Origin of the sequence: Nocardioides sp. YIM B13467, from assembly GCF_042788075.1 — a bacterium.
GTDB lineage: Bacteria > Actinomycetota > Actinomycetes > Propionibacteriales > Nocardioidaceae > Nocardioides.
The window spans coordinates 3,212,298-3,232,671 of record NZ_JBHZPJ010000046.1 but is presented as its reverse complement, the minus strand read 5'-3'; the positions used below and the strand labels follow the sequence as shown (position 1 = coordinate 3,232,671).

The window sequence follows — 20,374 nt, the reverse complement described above, 5'->3', positions numbered from 1 at the left end:
CGTCGGGGTCGAGCATGGCGCCTCCAGGTGCTCGTGTCAATCGTTGTCGATAACGTTTTCGTAGATGGTTATCGAACTTGGCCCGAGTGGGCTACTGTCGGGCCATGAGCACGCTCGATCAGCCACGTCCCCGCCGGGTGACCATCACCGACGTGGCCCGCGAGGCCGGCGTCTCGGTGGCCACCGTCTCCAAGGTGATCAACGAGCGCTACGGCGTCAGCGAGGCGACGGCCGAGAAGGTGCTCGCGGTCATCGAGGAGCTCGGCTACCAGTCGTCACTGATCGCCTCGAGCCTGCGCCGCAAGTCCACCGGCGTGATCGGCGTCCTCGTGGCCGAGTTCGAGCCCTACTCCGCCGAGCTCCTCAAGGGCATCTCGGCGGCCCTGGACGGCACCGGCTACGAGCTGCTGGCCCACGCCGGACGCACCGGCGCCCACAACCACACCGGCTGGGAGCGCCGCTCGCTCTCCCGCCTCGGTCACACCCTGATCGACGGCGCGATCGTGGTCACGCCGTCGATGATCATCACCGACGAGACGACCATCCCGGTCGTCGCGATCGACCCCCACACCGGCCCGGACGGCCCGATGACCGTCGACGCCGACAACGTCACCGGCGCCCGGCTCGCCGTCGACCACCTGGTCGGGCTCGGCCATCGGCGCATCGGGTTCCTCGGCGGGCGCCCCGACCTCCGCTCCGCCGGTCTGCGCGAGCAGGGCTACCGCGAGGCTCTCTACGACGCCGGTCTCAGCGTCTCCCCCGACCTGATCCGGGTGGGCGGCTACCACCCCGAGCTCGCCGAGGCACCGGCCCGCGAGCTGCTCTCGCTTCCGGCCGGCGAGCGCCCCACCGCCATCTTCGCCGCCAACGACATCTCCGCGATCAAGGTCATCGAGGTCGCCGGCTCGCTCGGCCTGCGCGTGCCCGAGGATCTCTCGGTGATCGGCTTCGACAACNTCGGCCGACGCAACTGACGCTTGGGCCGACGTAGTTGACGCCTCGGCGGGAGGCGGTCAGCCGATGAGCGGGTCGACCGCGAGGGCGACGAAGAGCAGGCTCAGGTAGAGGTTGCTCGAGTGGAACAGCTGCATCGGGCGGATCTTGGTGAGGTCCTCGGTGCCCTTGGCACGAGCGTGCAGCTGGTGGGCCTGGACGAGGAAGACGGCACCGAGGCCGATGGCTGCGACCGGGTAGAGCCAGCCGGTGGAGGCGAGGGGCCACATCAGCAGCGAGGTGGCGACCATGACCCAGGAGTACGCCACGATCTGAGCGCCCACGTGACGGGCGGACTTGACCACAGGCAGCATCGGCACGTCGACCTGCGCGTAGTCCTCGCGGTAGCGCAGCGCCAGGGCCCAGGTGTGCGGCGGCGTCCAGAAGAAGACGACCATGAACAGGATCAGCGGCTCCCAGTTCACCGAGTTGGTGACCGCGGTCCAGCCGATCAGGGTCGGGAAGCAGCCGGCGATGCCGCCCCAGACGATGTTCTGCGTGGTGCGCCGCTTGAGCAGCATGGTGTAGACGAAGACGTAGAACGCGTTGGCGGCGAGCGACAGGCCCGCGGAGAGCCAGTTGACGAAGAGGCCGAGCACGACCACCGACAGGACCGCCAGGACCGACCCGAAGATCAGCGCCGCCCGCGGGGTGACCACGTGCCGCGGCAGAGCCCGGCGTCGCGTACGCCTCATCTGCTCGTCGATGTCGCGGTCGTAGACGCAGTTGAAGACCGAGGCCGAACCGGCCGAGAAGATCCCGCCGACGACCGTGGCCGCGACCAGGCCGACGCCCGGGACACCCTGGGCGGCGAAGAACATCACCGGCACGGTGGTGAGCAGCAGCAGCTCGATCACGCGGGGCTTCGTCAAAGAGACGTACGCCGAGATGACATCGCGCATTGACGCGCGGTCGCTACGCTGGTCGAGGTCGGGGACCGGCTGTTCGACGTGCGTCACTGAGAAGATCCTTCTCGATCGGGTTGAGGCTTCACATGCGGCTCATACAGGCAGTTCACAGCATGCGGCTCGCAGTCTAACCCGGGGCGTGAGTAGGCTCGGATTCGGCAGCCCCCACGGCCAGCCCAAGAACTTCCCAAGTGGACTCTACGAATTTGAAAAGGCACCTCGTGAGCACCAAACCTGTACTCGAGTGGACCGATCTGGACAGCAAGGCCGTGGACACCGTCCGCGTTCTCGCCATGGACTCCGTGCAGAAGGTCGGCAACGGCCACCCTGGCACCGCGATGAGCCTGGCCCCGGCTGCCTATCTGCTCTTCCAGAAGGTGATGAAGCACAACCCGGCCGACACCGACTGGCTCGGTCGCGACCGGTTCGTGCTCTCCGTCGGCCACTCAAGCGTCACCCTCTACATCCAGCTCTATCTCGGCGGCTTCGGCCTCGAGCTCGGCGACCTGGAGAGCCTGCGCACCTGGGGCTCGCTGACCCCGGGCCACCCCGAGCGCGGCCACACCCGCGGCGTGGAGGTGACCACCGGCCCGCTCGGCCAGGGCGTCGCCAACGCCGTCGGCATCGCGATGGCCCAGCGCCGGCTGCGCGGCCTGCTCGACCCGGACACCCCGGTCGACCAGCCGAGCCCGTTCGACCACAAGACGTACGTCCTGGCCGGCGACGGCGACCTGCAGGAGGGCGTCAGCAGCGAGGCGAGCTCGATCGCCGGCACCCAGAAGCTCGGCAACCTCACGATGATCTACGACGCCAACCGGATCTCGATCGAGGGTGACACCAACGTCGCGTTCACCGAGGACGTCGCCGCTCGCTACCGCGCCTACGGCTGGCACGTCCAGGAGGTCGACTGGACCCACGACGGCACCGGCTACTCCGAGGATGTCCCGGCGCTGTTCGACGCGATCAACGCTGCCGGCGAGGTCACCGACCAGCCGTCGCTGATCGTGCTGCGCACCGTCATCGCCTGGCCCGCCCCCAACGCGCAGAACACCGAGGCGGCCCACGGTTCGGCGCTCGGCGCCGAGGAGGTCGCCGCGACCAAGGAGATCCTGGGCTTCGACCCGGCGAAGTCCTTCGACGTCGACCCCGAGGTGCTCGCCCACACCCGCAAGCTCATCGAGCGCGGCGAGAAGGCCGAGCAGGCCTGGCGCGCCGAGGAGGCCGCCTGGGCCGAGGCCAACCCCGAGGGCGCCAAGCTGCTCGAGCGGATGCAGGCCGGGGAGCTCCCCGCCGACATCGCCGACGCGCTGCCGTTCTTCGAGGCCGACGCCAAGGGCATCGCCACGCGTGCCGCCTCCGGCAAGGTGATCAACGCGCTGGCGCCGGTGCTGCCCGAGCTGTGGGGTGGCTCGGCCGACCTCGCCGGCTCCAACAACACCACCATCGCCGGTGCGCCCAGCTTCGTCCCGGAGGACCGCTCCACCCACGAGTGGAAGGGCGACCCCTACGCCGGCCGCGTGCTCCACTTCGGCATCCGCGAGCACGCCATGGGCGCGATCCTCAACGGCATCGTGGCTCACTCGCCCACCAAGGCCTTCGGCGGCACGTTCTTCCAGTTCTCCGACTACATGCGAGGCGCCGTACGCGTCGGGGCGCTGTCCAAGCTGCCGGTGATTCACGTCTGGACCCACGACTCCGTCGGTCTGGGCGAGGACGGTCCGACCCACCAGCCGGTCGAGCACCTCGCCGCGGTCCGGGCCATCCCGGGCCTCGACGTGGTCCGCCCCGCCGACGCCAACGAGACCGCCGCCGCGTGGCTCCAGGTGCTCAAGCACCACGACCGCCCCTCGGCGCTCATCCTGACCCGTCAGGCGCTGCCGACCTTCCCCCGCGGGAAGGACGGCTACGCCGACACCAGCGGCGTGGCCAAGGGTGGCTACGTACTCCTCGACTCCCCCACCGGGACCGTCGACGTCGTGCTGCTCGGCACCGGCTCCGAGGTGCAGTACGCAGTCGCCGCCCGCGACGAGCTGGCGAAGGAGGGCATCGGTGCCCGCGTCGTCTCGCTGCCGTGCCTGGAGTGGTTCGAGGCCCAGGACCAGGACTACCGCGACTCGGTGATCCCGCCCAACGTCAAGGCGCGCGTCAGCGTCGAGGCCGGAGTGAAGCAGGGCTGGCGGGAGTACGTCGGCGACGCCGGCCGGATCGTCTCGCTCGAGCACTTCGGCGCCTCGGCGTCCGGTGCGCTGCTGTTCAAGGAGTACGGCTTCACCCCCGAGGCGGTCGTCACGGCCGCCAAGGAGAGCCTCGCCGCCATCAACAAGGGAGCATGAAATATGTCTGACCGTCTCAAGGCGCTGGCCGAGGCCGGCGTATCCATCTGGCTCGACGACCTCTCCCGTGAGCGGATCGAGACCGGCAACCTCGCCGACCTCGTCAAGGAGAAGTCCGTCGTCGGGGTGACCACCAACCCGACCATCTTCGCCGCCGCGATCGCCAACGGCGAGCGCTACGACGAGCAGGTGCGCTCGCTGGTGGCCGAGGGCAAGACCGTCGACGAGGTCATCTTCGGCCTCACCACCGAGGACGTACGCAACGCCTGCGACATCCTCGCGCCGGTCGCCGAGTCCACCAAGGACGACGGCCGGGTCTCGATCGAGGTCGAGCCCACCCTGGCCAACGACACCGAGGCGACCATCGCCTCCGCGAAGGCGCTGTGGGCCGCGGTCGACCGCCCCAACGCGCTGATCAAGATCCCGGCGACCCTGGAGGGGCTCCCGGCGATCACCGCCGCGATCGCCGAGGGCATCTCGGTCAACGTGACCCTGATCTTCTCGGTCGAGCGCTACCGCGCGGTGATGGACGCCTACCTGACCGGCCTGGAGCAGGCCAAGGCGGCCGGCAAGGACCTGTCCACGATCCGCAGCGTGGCGTCGTTCTTCGTCTCCCGCGTCGACACCGAGATCGACAAGCGGCTCGAGGCGATCGGCACCCCCGAGGCCAGCGCGCTGCTCGGCAAGGCCGCGGTGGCCAACGCGATCGCCGCCTACGCCGCCTTCGAGGAGGTCCACGCCAGCGAGCGCTGGACCGCGCTGGCCGGTGAGGGCGCCAACGCCCAGCGGCCGCTGTGGGCCTCGACCGGGGTCAAGAACCCGGCCTACCCCGACACCCTCTACGTCACCGACCTGGTCGTCGCCGACACGGTCAACACCATGCCGGAGAAGACGATGGAGGCCTTCGCCGACCACGGCGAGGTCAAGGGCGACGTCGTCACCGGCAAGGGTGCCGAGGCGGCCGCGGTCTTCGAGTCGCTGCGCTCGGTCGGGGTCGACCTCGATGACGTCTTCCTGGTGCTGGAGACCGAGGGCGTCGACAAGTTCAAGGTCTCCTGGACCGAGCTCGTCGACACCGTCGTCGCCCAGATCGAGGCGGTCTGACCCATGAGCGAAGGCCCGGTCGACGCGACGACGACGGACGCCTGGAAGGCCCTCACGGAGCTGCGGGCCGGCTTCGAGCCGGATCTGCGCTCGTGGTTCGCCGATGATCCCGGCCGGGCCTCACGCTTCACCTTCGAGGCNCGGACTCAGACCAGGCCTGCCTCGGCCAGCATCCGGGTCGCCGTGCCGGTCGCAGCCTGACGGGCCGAGCGAAGCAGATCGACGTCGGTCTCGGTACGACCCGGGATCGGGTCGCCCGCATCGGGCGCGAACGTCAGCGTGTGCACGCCCGCGTGGCTCCCGGCCCGCATCTCCGCGACGGTGTCGCGGTAGCGATCCGGCCGGCTCCGGTAGAGGTCACCGAGGTCGGGGTTGACCCGGCGCAGGTAGCGCTCGATGACGCGGTCGGCCGGCCCATAGGTGGGCGCCGTCCCGAAGGGCCGGGTCACCAGCACGATCGCGTGCGTCGCCCCGAGCGCCGCCGCCGAGGCGACCGGCACCGCTTCGACCAGCCCGCCGTCGAGCCAACGCCGGCCGCGTACGGTCACCGGGAGGCCTCCGGCCAGGGGCAGCTGGCTCGAGGCGATCACCGAGTCGGCGAGGTCGGTCGGATCGGTGAAGTCGGTGAGCGGGACCGCCTTCGCGGTCACCACGTCGGTGGCCACCGCGGCCAGCCGCGGCGCCCCGTCACGCAGCGCGAGCGACCACTCGAACAGCTCCGCCGAACGTGCGGTGATCCCGCGGGTATCAACCATCGACTTGCGCCGCAGCATCCGCCCGGCGCCGATGTACTCGGGCGAGGCGAACACCGAGGCGTACGACTCACTGAAGGCGCCGATCGTTCCGGCCGCCACCGCGGTCGCATTGGCAGCACCGGCGGAGGTGCCGACCACCAGGTCGACCGCATCCACCAGGCCCTGGTCGGCGAGGACCGCGGCCATCGTCGCCGACAGCATCCCGCGCATCCCGCCACCCTCGACCACGAGGGCCAGCGTCGCCTCATCATCACTGTTCCCGTTCAGACGGGACCGGAGCAGCTCGACCACTCCCGATTGCAATGCGTCCACATCTGGATTGTGACGCTACTGGCGAGTAGGGCGTGGCATCGGGTCGCCCCGACACGCCCGGACAGGGGCGCAGGTCACACGTTGGCGGCGAGCCAGGCCCCCAGATCGCGGGCCGAGCGGTCGACGACGTTGGCCCAGTCGAGGGCAGTCTCGTCGGCATTGTCCGAGACGTGCTTGACGACGCGTGCCGGGACGCCGGCCTCCCGGGACGCCCAGGCGACGGCGAAGGCCTCCATGTCGACCAGGTGAGCGCGCTGGGCGAGCTCGGCGCGTACGACCGTGTCGGTGACGAAGAGGTCGCCGGTCGCGCAGACGATGTCCGACTCCCCGACCTCCAGCGCGTCTTCGACCGGGTGACCCAACGCCCGGATGGCGGCGGACGAGAAGTCGTGGTTGAGCACGGTGCCGACCTCGTAGATCCCGGTGTGGCCGTCACGCAGGGCGCCGCAGGAGCCGATGTTAACGACCTGACGGATGGTCTTGTCGGCCGCCAGCACACGCGAGACGGCCGAGGCGGACGCCACCTTCCCCATCCCGGTGATCACCACCTTGAGCCCGGAAGGAACATGGGCCGCCTCGGCCTTGGTCGCCGACACCACAAGAACACTCATGCCGCCGCCTCCGTAGATGAAGTCAAAGAATACGGAAGCGGCGGCCTGAGGCCTTTTGTCGTTCGCTGACGCTCACTCATGCCGACGAACCCTACTGACCTACTTGAGCTCCGCCGACGAGAGCCCGAGGACCCGCCGCGCCACGATCAGCTGCTGGATCTGCTGGGTGCCCTCGAAGATGTCGAGGATCTTCGAGTCGCGGGCCCACTTCTCCAGCAGCTCACCCTCGGAGTAGCCGATGGTGCCGGCCAGCTCGACGCAGGACAGCGTCACGTCCGAGCCCATCCGGCCGGCCTTGGCCTTGGCCATCGAGGCTTCCTTGGAGTTGGGCTGGCGGTTGTCGGCCATCCAGGCGGCCTGGAGCATGAGGAGATAGGCACCCTCGTAGTCCGACTCGAGCTGGATGAACTTCGCCGCGGCCGCGGACTGCAGGTGAGCCGGCCGGTCGTAGTCGATCTCGACGCCGGCCTTCTCGAGCAGGTCCCGGGTGTAGTCGAGCGCCGCGCGGGCGCAGCCGACCGCCATCGAGGCGACCAGAGGACGGGTGTTGTCGAAGGTGGCCATCGCACCGGCGAAGCCCTCCTTGACGTTGATCTCCGGGCTGCCGAGAAGGTTCTCCGCAGGCACCCGGCAGTCGGTGAAGGTGATCGTGGCCGTGTCCGAGGCCTTGATCCCGAGCTTGTGCTCGAGCCGCTCGACCTTCATCCCCGGCGTGCCCTTCTCGACCACGAACGACTTGATCGCGGCCTTGCCGAGCTCCTTGTCGAGCGTCGCCCACACCACTACGGCGTCGGAGCGGTCACCGGAGGTGACGAAGATCTTCTCGCCGTTGAGCACGTAGTGGTCGCCGTCGAGGGTGGCGGTGGTCCTGATGTTGGCCGAGTCGGAGCCGGTGCCGGGCTCGGTGATCGCCATCGAGGCCCAGATGCCGTCGAAGCGCTCGTGCTGCTCGTCGTTGGCGACCGACGCGATGGCCGAGTTGCCCAGGCCCTGGCGCGGCATCGCGAGGGTGAGCCCGACATCGCCCCAGCACATCTCCGAGACGGAGAGGACCGAGGACATGTTGGCGCCGTTCTTGACCTTGCCGTCGTCGGGCTTGGAGTCGCGGCGTACGCCGGTGGCGCCCGCGCCCTCACCCTGACCGGACTCGGCCAGGCCGTCGGCCATGGCGGCGAGCATGTCGAGCTCGGTGGGGTACTCGTGCTCGGCCTTGTCGTACTTGCGCGAGATCGGTCGCAGCATGTTCATCGCGACCTGGTGCACCTGCTCGCGCAGCGGCTTGAGCTTCTTGGGGTCTTCCAGATTGATGGCCATCAGACCAGCACCGTGCCTTCCATGATCCCGATCGCACGCAGGTCGCGGTACCACCGCTCCACCGGGTGCTCCTTGACGAAGCCGTGACCACCGAGCAGCTGGACGCCGTCGAGGCCGATCTGCATGCCCTTGTCGGCACACAGCTTGCGAGCCAGCGCGATCTCGCGGGTCGCGTCGATGCCCTGGGCCACCCGGCTGGCGGCCTTGTAGGTCACCAGGCGCATCGCCTGCAGCTCGATCGCGATGTTGGCGACCATGAACGCCACCGACTGACGGTGGGCGATTGGCTCACCGAAGGCCTCGCGCTCCTTGACGTAGGGCGTCACGTAGTCGAGGACGGCCTGGCCGACGCCGATGGACAGCGCGCACCAGGCGAGGCGGGACAGGCGTACGGCCTCGGTGTAGGTGGAGCCGTCGGTCTCGCCGAGGACCGCCGTCGCCGGGACCTTCACGTCGGTCAGGGTGAGCTTGGTCAGCGAGGCGGCGCGTACGCCCATCGCCGGCTCGGACTCGATGATCAGGCCATCGGTCGAGGACTCGATGAGGAACAGGACCGGCCTGCCGTCCAGAGCGGCACCGACCACGAAGAGCTCGGCCTCGGCACCGCGGGCGACCAGAGACTTGGCGCCGTTGATGACGTAGCCGTCGGCGGTCCGGGTCGCCGTGGTCGACGGGGAGAGCACGTCGAAGAGGACCTTGTCCTCGTTGAGCGCGAACGCAGCGGCCGGGACCGAGCCTTCCGTGAAGGCCGGCAGGTAGGTCTGCTGCTGCTCGTCGGTGCCCCACAGGCCAAGCGCGGTCGCGACCGAACCGGGTGCGAGGGCCGCTACGGCCAGACCGAGGTCGCCCTTGGCGAGCGCCTCGGCGACCAGGGTGCCGGCGACCGCGGAGCGAGTCTCGGAGATGCCGCCGAGCTCCTCGGGGACACCCAGGATCGGCAGCCCGATCTCCAGGCTCGACTTGAGCAGCTCGTCCGGCGCGGCGCAGGCCTCGTCGGCCTCCGCCGCTGCGGGACGTACGACCTCGGCGGCGAACTCGGTGACCACATCGACGAGCATCTGCTCGTCCTCGGACGGGGTCAGGTCGAAGACGCCCTTGGGGATGGCGTTGGGTACGCGTACGCCCGGGGCGCCCTGCTTGCCCTTCTTCTTGAACGCACGGCTGGTCGCAGCCAACGTCTTGAACCCGCTGCGGGTGACCGTGAAGACGACCTGCTCGGTCTGCTTGCGGACACCGAGCCGGTCGAGCGCAGGACTCTGCGAGAGCTTGCGCAGACCGGCCACGGCGAACCCGATCGGGTCACGCGACTCGCCGGACGGGACGCCGTTCGCGATCCCGCCACGTAGGCCTTGGAGGATACTCATGGGTAGAACTGTAACTGGGAGTTACAACGCGGTCTACACTTCGGAGTGGTGATGGCGGTAACAAACGACGCACGACTTATTTATAGGCTTGGCACATGGCCGACTCCTCGCTCGAATCCCGTGCTCCGCTCGCGCCCCACGGCGCCCTGCCCGAGGGCGGGAAGGTGCGGCCGATGACACGCTGGGGCACCCCGGTCATGCACCGGCCCAAGAAGAAGGTCGAGGTCTTCGACGCCGCGCTGGCCGACCTGGCCGCCGACATGGTCGCGACGATGTACGCAGCCGAGGGCGTGGGCCTGGCCGCCGACCAGATCGGCGAGGACGTCGCGATCTTCGTCTTCGACTGCCCCGACGCCACCGGGCAGCGCACGGTCGGCATCGTCTGCAACCCGGTCCTTACCCTCCCCGAGGGCGAGGACCGCCACCTCGACGTCGACCTGGAGGGCTGCCTCTCCTTCCCCGGCGCCTTCGTGGACTGCGCCCGCCCCGACTGGGCCGCGGTCGACGGTCTCGGCCTCGACGGGGAGCCGGTCCACTTCGAGGGCAACGGCCTGCTGGCCCGGTGCCTCCAGCACGAGACCGACCACACCAACGGCACCGTCTTCGGCGACCGCATCTCCGCCAAGGCCCGCAAGAAGCTCACCAAGGAGCACGACCGCCTGGCCAAGGACTTCCCCGCCGAGTGGCCCGCCGCAGGAGACTCCGCAGACTAGCCTCCGAAGGAGATCCGCTCGCCGCGCCAATCGGTCCTACGGAGAAACTGCTCCCAGCTCAGTGCGTTGGGATCGATGCGTCGGCTCCACTCCATGTCGCGGTCATTGCCGAAGTATCCGAACTCCACTGCGTACTCCGCCATACCGAGGATCTCGTCGACCAGCAGAGGGTTCTCTCCGAACTCGGGGAAGTAGGTCAGCAGGCCCTCCCGGGAGTGTGCGTTGCAGTACTCGGCCTCGAGGCCGGTGACGCGGGAGAACGCATCGACCATCTCCCTCGGGGAGATGACCTCACCGACGACCGGCAGCGCGGCGCCGAGATAAGCGTCCGGATTCGAGAACACCTCCAGGACGGCGGGTCCGGTCGCGGTGAGCGGGTCCACGAACGGGGCACGGAAGTCCTCAGGGAGATAGAAGGGCATGTGCACCCTGTCGCCTTCGATGCGAGGCGCGTAGTACTCCAGCGCGTTGGTGTAGAAGAACGAGAGCATGACGAAGGTGTGCTCGATCGGCAGGGTCCGAATGTGCTCGGTGACGAGCGCCTTGTCAGTGAAGTGCGGAGCGTACTTGCTGCCCGATGACCTCTCGTCGACGTTCTCGAGCGCACTGAAGACGAGGTGCCCCACGCCTGCCTCGACCGCAGCATCGGCGAGCTGGCATCCGAGGGGGAACTCATCGGCGGATGGCGGCGCAACCGGTGGAGTCATGAGGAAGGCCCCGTCAGCCGATCCGAACGCCCGCACGAGCTCGCGCTGATGTCCCAGCTCCAAGGGAACCGTGACGATCTGTGCGCCCATTCTCGCGAGGTTCCGGGCCTGGACGGAGTCGGCGGCTCTGGTCAGGGCTCGCACCCGAAACCGCCCGCTGTCGAGCAGGGAGGCGACAACACTCCTTCCCTGCTTGCTGGTCGCACCCGCGACGACGATCAACGGCTTTCTGGCATCAGACATCGTGCTTCCTTCTCTTGTGGGGCCCGATGCTGTGCGGACAGCCGCCAGCAGCGACGGTCGCGCCACTCACCGAGCGCGAGCAGGAGTCGATCATATCGTTACATCGCGATATGTAAATGCATACGGGCGGGAGCGCGGGACTCACAGCGTCACATCGGGATATGATGGTGCGTAGATGCAAGGAAGAGGAGACCGTGGCGAAGTCACACGCAACAGGCCCAGGGAACATCAGCCCTCTGGATGCGGTCGAGGCCCTGAAGGCTCTGGCGAACCCCGCGCGGTTGCAGATCATGGACTGGCTGCGGGACCCGCATGGCGAGTTCTCGCAGTGGGAGCCGATCGCTGATCGGGACGAGGTCGGGGTCTGTGTCAGCCATCTGCAGGCCAAGTCAGGGCTGGCCCAATCAACGGTCTCGTCGTACATGGCAACGCTGGAGCGGGCCGGTCTCGTCCGGTCCACGCGCATCGGCAAGTGGATCCATTACAGACGCGACGAGGATGTGATGTCCGAGCTCGCGGAGGTGCTCCGCGGCACACAGCGCCCGTGAAGGCTCTTGTTCGCGAGCTAGGACATCCGGTCGACGACGTACTCGGCGATGGCGAGGCTGGAGGTCGCGGCCGGGCTCGGCGCGTTGCGCACCGACGTGATGCCGTCGGCATGGTGGATGACGAAGTCGTCGACGAGCGAGCCGTCGCGCTCGACGGCCTGGGCGCGCAGCCCCAGCCCCGCGCGGGTGACGTCCTCCGCGCCGATCTCAGGCACGTAGCGCTGGGCCTCCCGCATGTAGGCCTGTTTCGACAGTACGCCGCGAAGCTCGGTGAACCCGGTGCGCCAGTGCTCGGCGGCGAACCGCCAGAACCCCGGCCACGCCAGCGTGTCGACTAGGTCGCGCGGGGTCAGCGACGTCCGACGGTAGCGCCGGCGGCTGAGCGCCAGGAAGGCGTTGGGGCCGACCTCGAGACCACCGCCCACCCTCCGGGTGAAGTGCACGCCGAGGAACGGGTAGCGCGGGTCGGGCACCGGATAGACCATGCCCCGGACGAGATCCTGCTTCGCGACGCTGACCTGCATGTACTCACCGCGGAACGGGATGATCCGGGGCGTCTTCGGACCGCCGGTCAGCTCACCGAGCCGGTCGGACTCCAGGCCACCGCACACGACCAGGTGGTCGACCCGGGTCCGGCCGGCGGGCGTCTCGACCTCGATCCCACCCGTGACGCGGTGGATGCCGGTCACCTCCTCGCCGAGGCGTACCTCTCCCCCGGCTTCCGTGACACTCCGGCCGAGCGCCTCGGCGGCGGCGACGTAGTCGATGATCGCCGTCCGCGGCGAGTGGAGCGCGGCCAGCCCCGCCGCCGCGTACGGCTCGATCTCCGCGATCTCCTCGGGGCCGACGCGCCTCAGACCCGGCACGCCGTTCTCGGTGGCGGTCTTCTCCAGCGCGTCGAAGCGCCCCATCTCGGACTCGTCGACCGCGACGACGAGCTTCCCGCACGCCTCATAGGGGATCCCGTGCTCGGCGGCGAACTCCTCGAGCAGATACCGGCCGCGCGTACAGAGTTGCGCCTTGAGGCTGCCGGGGCGGTAGTAGATGCCGGCGTGGACGACGCCCGAGTTGTGGCCGGTCTGGTGGGCTCCGAGGCTGCTCTCCTTCTCGAACACCACGACGGTGTCCTCAGGACGACGCAGCAGGATCTCGCGGGCCACCGCGAGCCCGACGATGCCTCCACCGACCACGCCGACGGTCGTCATCCTTCGAGGGCCTAAGCCTCTCTGCCATCTTCGGTCGTCGGAGGACCCGCTTCGATCAGCAGCGCATCGACTGCCGTGACCAGCGCGCTCAGATCCCCCGTCGCGGTACGCCACACAGTGAGATCGTTGATCTCGGCGTAACCGTGGATCAAGACATTCCGCATGCCGACGATTCTGTGAATTCCGGGCACGCGCTCTGCAGTCTCGGAGTCATTCTTGCGCAGAACGCTCATAGCCTCACCGGCAATCTCGAACTGTCGCTCGACAGCAGAACGGAGCAGGACGTCCTCCGCGTACTCCTCCCAGGTCCTCCCCGCGACGAACTCCTGGATACGCATCGCCGCGGTGTGTAGATCCCACAGCAACGCGGCGGCTCTAGGCTGCATACACATCCTTGGCTGTCGGGAATGCTGCCGCCGCGAAGTACGGGTTCTTCACCGCATCCGACATGACCAAGTCGACCTCACGACCGAGGATCCGTTCCAGTTCCTCGTTGAGCGCAAGGTAGTTGCCGAGAAGGTCGTCCACTTCCGGCAAGAAATCGACGAAGAAGTCGAGGTCACTGCGCGTGGGATCGAAGCTTCCGGTCACGGCCGAGCCGAAGATCCGCAGACGCGCGACACCGAACCGGTCGCAGGCATGCGCAATCGCCTCGCGGTCCAGCATGGTCATCGCATCCACGCGTCCAGTCTCCCAGATCTTCGACGACAGTGGTGTCGCCTCGCCCCGCAACGCGGAAACTCACGGGCGCGACGCCTCAGGAGCGCCCAGGGCCGACGCGTCGCCGAGCGGCTGGCCGGCTTCTGGCGCGCGTGAGGGCAGTCCCGGCGTACGTTCCTGTCGAAAGTGGTGGCACTCGTTCGTGGAGTGGGTGGAGGGTGGCGATGGACGCTGCCCGAACACAGGAGGCTGAGATGACGAAGTACCTGATCTCGTTCCGCGAGAGCGCGATGGACTTCAGCGACGAGGAGGAGCTGGCCGAGGTCGCCGAGTCGGCGGCGGCGATGACCCGCGAGGCGATGGAGGCCGGTGTGTGGGTCTTCGGTGGCGGGCTGAAGGACGGCCCCGAGGAGGCGAGCGTCGTCGGCATGGACGGCGTGGTCACCGACGGGCCGTTCCCGGAGAGCAAGGAGCACCTCGGCGACTTCATCGTCGTCGACGTCGCCAGCCGGGAGGAGGCGCTCAGGTGGGCAGCGAAGTGCGCCGTGGCCTGCCGCAGCGCGCAGGAGGTTCGGGAGCTCCTGCCCGAGCCAACCGACGACAATCCGATCCCCGAGGGCCTGATCGAGGACGTCGACGGACGCAGATAACCCGTTGCGACCGTCCCGGGTGATGCCGAAGACTGTTCAGGCACCGTCACCGACCCCAAGGAACTCATCGTGCTGATCCGCGACCTGCTCACCGCCCTCGTGCGCTGACGTCGTAGATCCGCCGGGCTCCGATGTCAGCGTCCCGCTGACACACCCAGGAGCTCCATGAGTACGCAGCATCCCGCCGTCGTTCTCGACGGCATCACCCTTCGCTGGCCCGACGGCACCGCCGCGCTGGGCGGCCTCGACGCAGCGTTCAACCCCGGACGCACCGGTCTGGTCGGCACCAACGGCGTCGGCAAGACCACTCTGCTCAAGGTCGTCGCCGGCGAGCTCACACCGACAGCGGGCTCGGTCTCGGTCAGGGGCCAGGTCCGCTACCTGCCCCAGCACATCACCCTGCAGACCGACGCCACGGTGGCCGACCTGCTCGGCGTACGCGATCGTCTGGACGCGCTTCGGGCGATCGAGTCCGGGGACGCCGATCCGCGTCACTTCGACGTTCTCGCCGACGACTGGGCCGTCGAGGAGCGGGCGCGGGCAGCGCTCGGGTCCAACGGACTTCCGGACCTCGGCCTCGACCGCCGCGTCGCGACGTTGTCCGGGGGCGAGACCGTGGCGACCGCCCTGACCGGGATCAGCCTCTCGGAGGCAGAGATCGCTCTGCTCGACGAACCGACCAACAACCTCGACCGCGAGGCCAGGCAGCGGCTCTACGGCCTGATCGCGAGCTGGCGCGGGACGCTGCTGGTGGCGAGCCACGACCTGGAGCTGCTCGAGCTCATGGACGAGACCGCTGAGCTGCGCGAGGATTCGCTGACTATCTATGGCGGCGCGTACTCCGCCTTCCGCGAGCACGTCGAACGCGAGCAGGCCGCGGCGGAGCAGGCTCTGTCCACGGCGGAGCAGAGGCTGCGCACGGAGAAGAGGCAGCGGGTCGAGGCGCAGACGAAGCTCGCCCGGCGGCAGCGCTATGCCCGCACCGACTACGAGAACAAGCGCCGCCCGAAGACCATCATGAAGGCGCGAGCGGGCGAGGCCGAGGTCTCCGCCGGCAAGCTGCGAGGCGAGCTCGACCGTTCTGTCGACCGGGCGCGTGATCTGCGCGACCGGACGGCCGAGCGCGTACGCCGCGATCCTCAGGTCGCGATCGAGCTTCCCTCTCCCGGCCTGCCCGCGGGTCGACGGGTGGCCGAGATGCACGACCGCAGCGGCCGCACGATCGTCGTCCAGGGTCCTGAGCGCCTCGCGATCACCGGGCGCAACGGCGCCGGCAAGACGGCGCTCGTCGAGACCCTCATCCATCCGCCTCCTGCTGGCCAGGAGCCCTACGCGACCGCCCTCACCGCCCGGATCGGCTACCTACCGCAGCGTCTGGACCACCTCGACGACGCCAGCACGATCCTCGAGACCGTACGCCGCACCCAGCCCGAAGCGGAGCCCGAGGAGGTCCGCGCGATGCTGGCCGGGTTCGGCTTCCGCGGCGACGTCGTGAACCGGAAGGTCGGTGACCTCTCCGGCGGCGAGCGCTTCCGGGTCGCGCTGGCCACCCTGCTCCTCGTCGACCCGCCTCACCAGCTGCTGGTCCTCGACGAGCCGACGAACAACCTCGACATCAACACCGTCGAGCAGGTGATCTCCGCGCTGAATGCCTATGGGGGCGCGCTCGTCGTGGTCAGCCATGACGACGCCTTCCTCGCTCGTTTGGGCATCGACACGTTCGTTCACCTCGAGAACGGCCTCTTCTGGTGATCTCGACAGCTACGGTGATCTCGTGACTAGGACCTGGTCGATCCTTCGACTCGTGATGGCCGCGCTGATCCTCGCCGCGATGACGGCAGAGTTCCGGGGAGCGATGGGCACCACGCCCGCCGAAGGCTCCAGCATGGCGACGGTGGTGGTGAACTACTTCAGCTACTTCACGATCGAGTCGAACCTCTTCGCCGCAGCGGCGCTCGTCTCCGTCGGGGTCTGGACCCTGACCCGCAACACCCAGGAACCGACCTGGATGGCGGTGCTGATGGCGGCGGCGACGACGTTCATGGCCATCACCGGGCTGGTCTACAACCTGCTGCTGCGCGGTCTCGTTCCGGCCGCGTTCCCGTGGGCCAACGAGATCCTGCATCTCATCGGCCCGCTGTTCCTGATCATCGACCTCTTCGTCGCTCCCCCGCGCCGCCGCTTGCCGTGGCGGGCGGTCGGGGCTGTCATCGCGTTCCCGATCGTGTGGGCGATCTACACCCTGGTCCGCGGCGAGTACGTCGTCAGTCCTCTGACCGGCGACCCGTGGTGGTATCCCTACCCGTTCCTCAACAACCATCTGCACGGCTACGGGGTCGTGCTCGCGTACGTCGTCGGCATCGCCGCCGCGTTCACCCTGGTCGCCTGGGGCGTCGTCGCGGTCGGGCGACGGCGCTCCCCCGAGGCCATCGCCGACAAGGAGGATGCTGGGCTCAGCCCTGCCTGATCATCCAGCGTTCGGGCGCGGGCAGCGGCTCCCAGCCGTACTTCGCGTAGAGCTCGTGGGCGTCCTCGGTGGCGAGCAGGGTCCGGCGGATGCGGTAGGGCTCGAGGTCGGCGAGGATGCCCTCGAGCAGCAGCTTGCCGATCCCCTGGCCGCGGGCGCCCGGGTCGACGATCACGTCGCACAGCCAGGCGAAGGCGGCGAAGTCGCTGACCACGCGTGCGAAGGCGACCTGGTTCCCGGCAGCGTCGTAGACGCCGTAGCAGCGCGAGCCCTTGTTGGCCGCGTCCTGCACCTCCCGCGTCCGGTCGCTGGCCCAGTAGGACTGCGAGAGCATCCGGTGCACCCAGTCGGGGTCGATCCGGCTCTGGTCGGCGGAGAAGGAGTACGCCGCGGGCTTCTCGCTCGCCGGCGGCTCCGAGCTCAGCAGACCGAGCAGGTCGTCCGGCTCGGGCTCCGGTCGCGCGACCTGGGGCGCGACGGCGGGCGCCTCGACGGCCCCCGCGAAACCCGGACCGGGATCCGGCGTACGACCCGCCTGGTAGGCCAGAGCGGCACCGTTCGCGAGCCTGTCGGCGGCCTCGTTGAGCGGGTGCCCGGAGTGGCCCTTGATCCACTCGAACCGGACGTCGCGGCCCTGCATCGCCGCGTCGAGATCCTTCATGATCTCGACGTTGAGCACGGGCTTCCCGTCGGCCTTCTTCCAGCCCGTGCGCTTCCAGCCGGCCATCCACTTGGTGACCGAGTTGATGACGTACTTGGAGTCGCAGTAGATCAGCAGCGGCTCGCCGGTGTGCGCCGTCTGCCGCAGCAGGTCGAGGACCGCGGTCAGCTCACCCTGGTTGTTGGTGCCGTGCGGCCAGCCGCCACAGGCCCAGGTGGACTCGTCCACATACCAACCCCACCCCGCGGGCCCCGGGTTCCCGAGCGCCGAACCATCAGCAGCAGCCACAATCGTCACGCGGCCCATCCTGCCAGCAGCCGGCCGGCCCGCTCCGGGCGGTCAGGGGTTGACGCGCGGACCCGACGCGGTGGAGCCGCGGACGACCAGCTCGGGGTGGAAGACGAACTCCGAATGCGGCGTACCGGTGCCGGCGATCTCGTCGAGAATGGCGCGGACCGCGGCCTGCCCCATCGCATGGACCGGCTTGCGGACGGTGGTCAGCGGCGGGTCGGTGAAGGCGATGAGCTGGGAGTCGTCGTAGCCGACCACGGAGACGTCCTCCGGGACCCGCAGGCCGCGCGACCGAGCGGCACGGATGGCGCCCAGCGCCATCATGTCGCTCGCGCAGACGATCGCGGTGAAACCCTCGTCCAGGAGCTCGGAAGCCGCGGCCTGACCGCCTTCGAGGGTGAAGAGGGAGTGGCGGATGTGGCCCTTCTCGATCTCCTCGGCGCTCAGACCGAAACGCTCGGCCATGGTGGCCACGAAGCCCTCGATCTTGCGCTGGACCGGCACGAAACGGCGGGGGCCGACGGCCAGGCCGATCTTGGAGTGACCGAGCGTGGCGAGGTGGGTTACGGCCAGCTGCATCGCCTCGCGGTCGTCGGGCGAGATGAACGGCGCCTTGACGTCGGGGGTGTAACCGTCGAGGAGGACGTACGGAACGCCCTGGGCGCGCAGCTTGTCGTAGCGCGTCATGTCGGCGGTGGTGTCCGCGTGCAGACCGGAGACGAAGATGATCCCGGTGACACCGCGGTCGACGAGCATCTCGGTGAGCTCGTCCTCGGTCGAACCGCCGGGCGTCTGCGTGGCGAGCACCGGGGTGTAGCCCTGCCGGGTCAGTCCCTGCGCGATGACTTGCGCGAGCGCGGGGAAGATCGGGTTATCGAGCTCGGGCGTGATCAGGCCGACCAGCCCCTCGCTGCGCTGGCGCAGCTTCACCGGACGCTCGTAGCCGTGCACGTCGATCGCCGCCAGCACCGCCTCCCGCGTGGCCGCGGCGACCCCCGGCTTGCCGTTGAGGACGCGACTGACCGTCGCCTCGCTCACCCCCGCGTGGGCCGCGATGTCAGCAAGACGGGCAGAGGCTGGTGTTATGGGCACGATCACATCATGCCCCCTCCCTACACGGTCTGCAAGAACTTTCAGCAAGTTTGCAACTTTTGCTGAAAGGCTCTTACATTCTCCTCGACGCGGGGTTACCTTCGTCACACACCGGGCGGATTCCTCGCCCGGCCCCATATCGAAGGAGAACTCATGCGACGTGGCATCGTGGCCACCGCAGTGGCGGCATCGCTCGCCCTGGCGGCAACAGCATGTGGCGGTGGCAGCGGCGACAGCAGCGACGGCCCGGTCACCATCACTTGGTGGGACACCTCGAACGCAACCAACGAGGCGCCGACGTACCAGGCCCTCGTCAAGGACTTCGAGAAGGCCAACCCGGACATCAAGGTCAAGTACGTCAACGTGCCCTTCGACCAGGCACAGAACAAGTTCGACACCGCGGCCGGCGCCAGCGGTGCTCCCGACGTACTGCGCGCCGAGGTCGGCTGGACTCCTGCGTTCGCGCAGAAGGGCTTCCTCGCTCCCCTCGACGACACCGAGGCGCTCGAGGAGAAGGACGCCTTCCAGCCCAACCTGATCAAGCAGGCCGAGTTCGACGGCAAGACGTACGGCGTCCCGTTCGTCACCGACACCCTCGCGCTGGTCTACAACAAGGCGCTCTTCGAGAAGGCCGGCATCACCGAGGCCCCGAAGACCTGGGACGAGCTCAAGGCCGACGCCGCGACGATCAAGTCCAAGACCGGTGTCGACGGCTACTGGGGCTCGACCTCGGCCTACTACGCGCAGCCGTTCCTCTACGGCGAGGGCACCGACACCGTCGACGCCGAGGCCAAGAAGATCACCATCTCCTCCCCGGAGGCCAAGAAGGGCCTGACCACCTGGCAGGGTCTCTTCAACGGCGAGGGCCTGCACAAGGCGGACACCACCGCCGACGCGTACGCCCACATCCAGGACGCGTTCGTCAACGGCAAGGTCGCCGCGATCATCCAGGGGCCCTGGGAGATCACGAACTTCTACAAGGGCTCGGCGTTCCAGGACAAGAACAACCTGGGCATCGCCACCGTCCCGGCCGGCTCGACCGGCGAGGCCGGCGCCCCGACCGGCGGCCACAACCTGTCGATCTACGCCGGTTCGGACGAGGCGCACCAGGAGGCCTCGGCGGCGTTCGTGAAGTTCATGACCTCGGCCGACACCCAGGCCCAGATCGCGCTGAAGAACTCCACGCTGCCGACCCGCGACGACGCCTACACCGACGAGGTCAAGGCCGACCCGGGCATCGCCGGCTTCCAGACGGTGCTCCCGGCCGCCCAGCCGCGACCCGAGCTGCCCGAGTACTCCTCGCTGTGGGGTCCGATGGACCAGGAGCTGCCGAAGATCGCCTCCGGCGCCGAGACCCTCGACAAGGGTCTGGCCACGCTCGAGACGGCCTTCGCCGACCTGCTGCCCGACTTCTCGAAGTGAACCTGAGCCAGGAAGACCACG

Annotated in this window: 20 protein-coding genes; 9 read left to right on the top strand and 11 right to left on the bottom strand. The window is 68.8% G+C overall.

Annotated elements, in window-relative coordinates; translation table 11 throughout:
* Positions 1 to 104 precede the first annotated feature (104 nt).
* The gene (locus ACFX43_RS22640) at positions 105 to 974 is read left to right on the top strand and encodes a LacI family DNA-binding transcriptional regulator (protein ID WP_378835213.1); all 870 of its coding nucleotides are present in this window, start codon (positions 105 to 107) and stop codon (positions 972 to 974) included.
* A 39-nt stretch (positions 975 to 1,013) separates the two neighbouring features.
* On the opposite strand, the gene ACFX43_RS22635 is transcribed toward ACFX43_RS22640, so the two are convergent.
* Positions 1,014 to 1,952: a heme o synthase gene (locus tag ACFX43_RS22635; protein WP_378835209.1), complete on the bottom strand. Its 939-nt coding sequence runs from the start codon at positions 1,950 to 1,952 to the stop codon at positions 1,014 to 1,016.
* A 170-nt stretch (positions 1,953 to 2,122) separates the two neighbouring features.
* Here ACFX43_RS22635 and tkt point away from each other — a divergent pair, with 170 nt between their 5' ends.
* Both tkt and tal read left to right on the top strand, forming a co-directional pair.
* On the top strand, positions 2,123 to 4,234 hold the full coding sequence (tkt, locus tag ACFX43_RS22630; protein ID WP_378835207.1) for a transketolase: 2,112 nt from the start codon (positions 2,123 to 2,125) through the stop codon (positions 4,232 to 4,234).
* Between the two features lie 3 nt (positions 4,235 to 4,237).
* Complete coding sequence (gene tal / locus ACFX43_RS22625) at positions 4,238 to 5,338, top strand: transaldolase (RefSeq protein ID WP_378835204.1); 1,101 nt, start codon at positions 4,238 to 4,240, stop codon at positions 5,336 to 5,338.
* 146 nt (positions 5,339 to 5,484) lie between these two features.
* Here tal and ACFX43_RS22620 read toward each other — a convergent pair whose 3' ends face one another.
* The 4 genes from ACFX43_RS22620 to ACFX43_RS22605 form a co-directional block, all read right to left on the bottom strand.
* Entirely contained in the window at positions 5,485 to 6,405 is a 921-nt protein-coding gene (locus tag ACFX43_RS22620; protein ID WP_378835200.1) for a patatin-like phospholipase family protein, read from the bottom strand.
* Positions 6,406 to 6,479: 74 nt separating this feature from the next.
* Positions 6,480 to 7,016, bottom strand: coding sequence for a nucleosidase (locus ACFX43_RS22615; RefSeq protein WP_378835196.1), 537 nt, complete (start codon positions 7,014 to 7,016; stop codon positions 6,480 to 6,482).
* 99 nt (positions 7,017 to 7,115) lie between these two features.
* Positions 7,116 to 8,330 (bottom strand): acyl-CoA dehydrogenase family protein, encoded by a 1,215-nt coding sequence (locus tag ACFX43_RS22610; RefSeq protein WP_378835193.1) that lies wholly within the window; start codon positions 8,328 to 8,330, stop codon positions 7,116 to 7,118.
* The gene (locus ACFX43_RS22605; protein ID WP_378835190.1) at positions 8,330 to 9,694 is read right to left on the bottom strand and encodes an acyl-CoA dehydrogenase family protein; all 1,365 of its coding nucleotides are present in this window, start codon (positions 9,692 to 9,694) and stop codon (positions 8,330 to 8,332) included. The genes ACFX43_RS22610 and ACFX43_RS22605 overlap by 1 nt, the downstream gene beginning before the upstream one ends.
* A 95-nt stretch (positions 9,695 to 9,789) precedes the next feature.
* Here ACFX43_RS22605 and def point away from each other — a divergent pair, with 95 nt between their 5' ends.
* Positions 9,790 to 10,407: a peptide deformylase gene (def, locus tag ACFX43_RS22600; protein ID WP_378835187.1), complete on the top strand. Its 618-nt coding sequence runs from the start codon at positions 9,790 to 9,792 to the stop codon at positions 10,405 to 10,407.
* Here the strand turns inward: def and ACFX43_RS22595 are convergent.
* Complete coding sequence (locus ACFX43_RS22595; protein WP_378835184.1) at positions 10,404 to 11,336, bottom strand: NmrA/HSCARG family protein; 933 nt, start codon at positions 11,334 to 11,336, stop codon at positions 10,404 to 10,406. The genes def and ACFX43_RS22595 overlap by 4 nt on opposite strands.
* 215 nt (positions 11,337 to 11,551) lie before the next feature.
* Between ACFX43_RS22595 and ACFX43_RS22590 the strand changes: the two genes are divergently transcribed.
* Positions 11,552 to 11,905 (top strand): ArsR/SmtB family transcription factor, encoded by a 354-nt coding sequence (locus ACFX43_RS22590; protein ID WP_378835180.1) that lies wholly within the window; start codon positions 11,552 to 11,554, stop codon positions 11,903 to 11,905.
* A 17-nt stretch (positions 11,906 to 11,922) separates the two neighbouring features.
* On the opposite strand, the gene lhgO is transcribed toward ACFX43_RS22590, so the two are convergent.
* The 3 genes from lhgO to ACFX43_RS22575 are packed head-to-tail and all read right to left on the bottom strand — an operon-like array spanning position 11,923 to position 13,782.
* On the bottom strand, positions 11,923 to 13,110 hold the full coding sequence (lhgO, locus tag ACFX43_RS22585; RefSeq protein WP_378835177.1) for an L-2-hydroxyglutarate oxidase: 1,188 nt from the start codon (positions 13,108 to 13,110) through the stop codon (positions 11,923 to 11,925).
* Positions 13,111 to 13,121: 11 nt separating this feature from the next.
* A complete protein-coding gene (locus ACFX43_RS22580; RefSeq protein WP_378835175.1) occupies positions 13,122 to 13,496 on the bottom strand; it encodes a DUF86 domain-containing protein in 375 nt (124 codons plus the stop codon).
* Entirely contained in the window at positions 13,486 to 13,782 is a 297-nt protein-coding gene (locus ACFX43_RS22575; protein WP_378841081.1) for a nucleotidyltransferase family protein, read from the bottom strand. The genes ACFX43_RS22580 and ACFX43_RS22575 overlap by 11 nt, the downstream gene beginning before the upstream one ends.
* A gap of 242 nt (positions 13,783 to 14,024) precedes the next feature.
* On the opposite strand from ACFX43_RS22575, the gene ACFX43_RS22570 reads away from it, so the two are divergent.
* The 3 genes from ACFX43_RS22570 to ACFX43_RS22560 all read left to right on the top strand — a co-directional run bounded on the left by ACFX43_RS22570 (position 14,025) and on the right by ACFX43_RS22560 (position 16,887).
* The gene (locus ACFX43_RS22570; protein ID WP_378835173.1) at positions 14,025 to 14,420 is read left to right on the top strand and encodes a YciI family protein; all 396 of its coding nucleotides are present in this window, start codon (positions 14,025 to 14,027) and stop codon (positions 14,418 to 14,420) included.
* A 165-nt stretch (positions 14,421 to 14,585) separates the two neighbouring features.
* On the top strand, positions 14,586 to 16,172 hold the full coding sequence (locus tag ACFX43_RS22565; RefSeq protein ID WP_378835170.1) for an ABC-F family ATP-binding cassette domain-containing protein: 1,587 nt from the start codon (positions 14,586 to 14,588) through the stop codon (positions 16,170 to 16,172).
* A gap of 22 nt (positions 16,173 to 16,194) precedes the next feature.
* Positions 16,195 to 16,887, top strand: a complete 693-nt coding sequence (locus tag ACFX43_RS22560; protein WP_378835167.1) for a Pr6Pr family membrane protein — start codon at positions 16,195 to 16,197, stop codon at positions 16,885 to 16,887.
* Here the strand turns inward: ACFX43_RS22560 and ACFX43_RS22555 are convergent.
* Both ACFX43_RS22555 and ACFX43_RS22550 read right to left on the bottom strand, forming a co-directional pair.
* Positions 16,874 to 17,845 carry a GNAT family N-acetyltransferase gene (locus ACFX43_RS22555; protein ID WP_378835164.1) on the bottom strand — a complete coding sequence of 324 codons (972 nt, stop codon included), beginning with the start codon at positions 17,843 to 17,845 and terminating at the stop codon, positions 16,874 to 16,876. The two genes, ACFX43_RS22560 and ACFX43_RS22555, sit on opposite strands and share 14 nt — an antisense overlap.
* 42 nt (positions 17,846 to 17,887) lie before the next feature.
* Positions 17,888 to 18,931: a LacI family DNA-binding transcriptional regulator gene (locus ACFX43_RS22550; RefSeq protein WP_378835161.1), complete on the bottom strand. Its 1,044-nt coding sequence runs from the start codon at positions 18,929 to 18,931 to the stop codon at positions 17,888 to 17,890.
* A 153-nt stretch (positions 18,932 to 19,084) separates the two neighbouring features.
* On the opposite strand from ACFX43_RS22550, the gene ACFX43_RS22545 reads away from it, so the two are divergent.
* Complete coding sequence (locus tag ACFX43_RS22545) at positions 19,085 to 20,353, top strand: extracellular solute-binding protein (protein ID WP_378835156.1); 1,269 nt, start codon at positions 19,085 to 19,087, stop codon at positions 20,351 to 20,353.
* The last annotated feature ends 21 nt before the right edge of the window (positions 20,354 to 20,374 follow it).

Bases quoted from the DNA above. Each gene is read 5' to 3' on its own strand.
- tal (WP_378835204.1), top strand. From the start codon at position 4,238: ATGTCTGACCGTCTCAAGGCGCTGGCCGAGGCCGGCGTATCCATCTGG.
- ACFX43_RS22615 (WP_378835196.1), bottom strand. From the start codon at position 7,016: ATGAGTGTTCTTGTGGTGTCGGCGACCAAGGCCGAGGCGGCCCATGTT.
- ACFX43_RS22610 (WP_378835193.1), bottom strand. From the start codon at position 8,330: ATGGCCATCAATCTGGAAGACCCCAAGAAGCTCAAGCCGCTGCGCGAG.
- ACFX43_RS22605 (WP_378835190.1), bottom strand. From the start codon at position 9,694: ATGAGTATCCTCCAAGGCCTACGTGGCGGGATCGCGAACGGCGTCCCG.
- def (WP_378835187.1), top strand. From the start codon at position 9,790: ATGGCCGACTCCTCGCTCGAATCCCGTGCTCCGCTCGCGCCCCACGGC.
- lhgO (WP_378835177.1), bottom strand. From the start codon at position 13,110: ATGACGACCGTCGGCGTGGTCGGTGGAGGCATCGTCGGGCTCGCGGTG.
- ACFX43_RS22580 (WP_378835175.1), bottom strand. From the start codon at position 13,496: ATGCAGCCTAGAGCCGCCGCGTTGCTGTGGGATCTACACACCGCGGCG.
- ACFX43_RS22575 (WP_378841081.1), bottom strand. From the start codon at position 13,782: ATGACCATGCTGGACCGCGAGGCGATTGCGCATGCCTGCGACCGGTTC.
- ACFX43_RS22570 (WP_378835173.1), top strand. From the start codon at position 14,025: ATGACGAAGTACCTGATCTCGTTCCGCGAGAGCGCGATGGACTTCAGC.
- ACFX43_RS22565 (WP_378835170.1), top strand. From the start codon at position 14,586: ATGAGTACGCAGCATCCCGCCGTCGTTCTCGACGGCATCACCCTTCGC.
- ACFX43_RS22545 (WP_378835156.1), top strand. From the start codon at position 19,085: ATGCGACGTGGCATCGTGGCCACCGCAGTGGCGGCATCGCTCGCCCTG.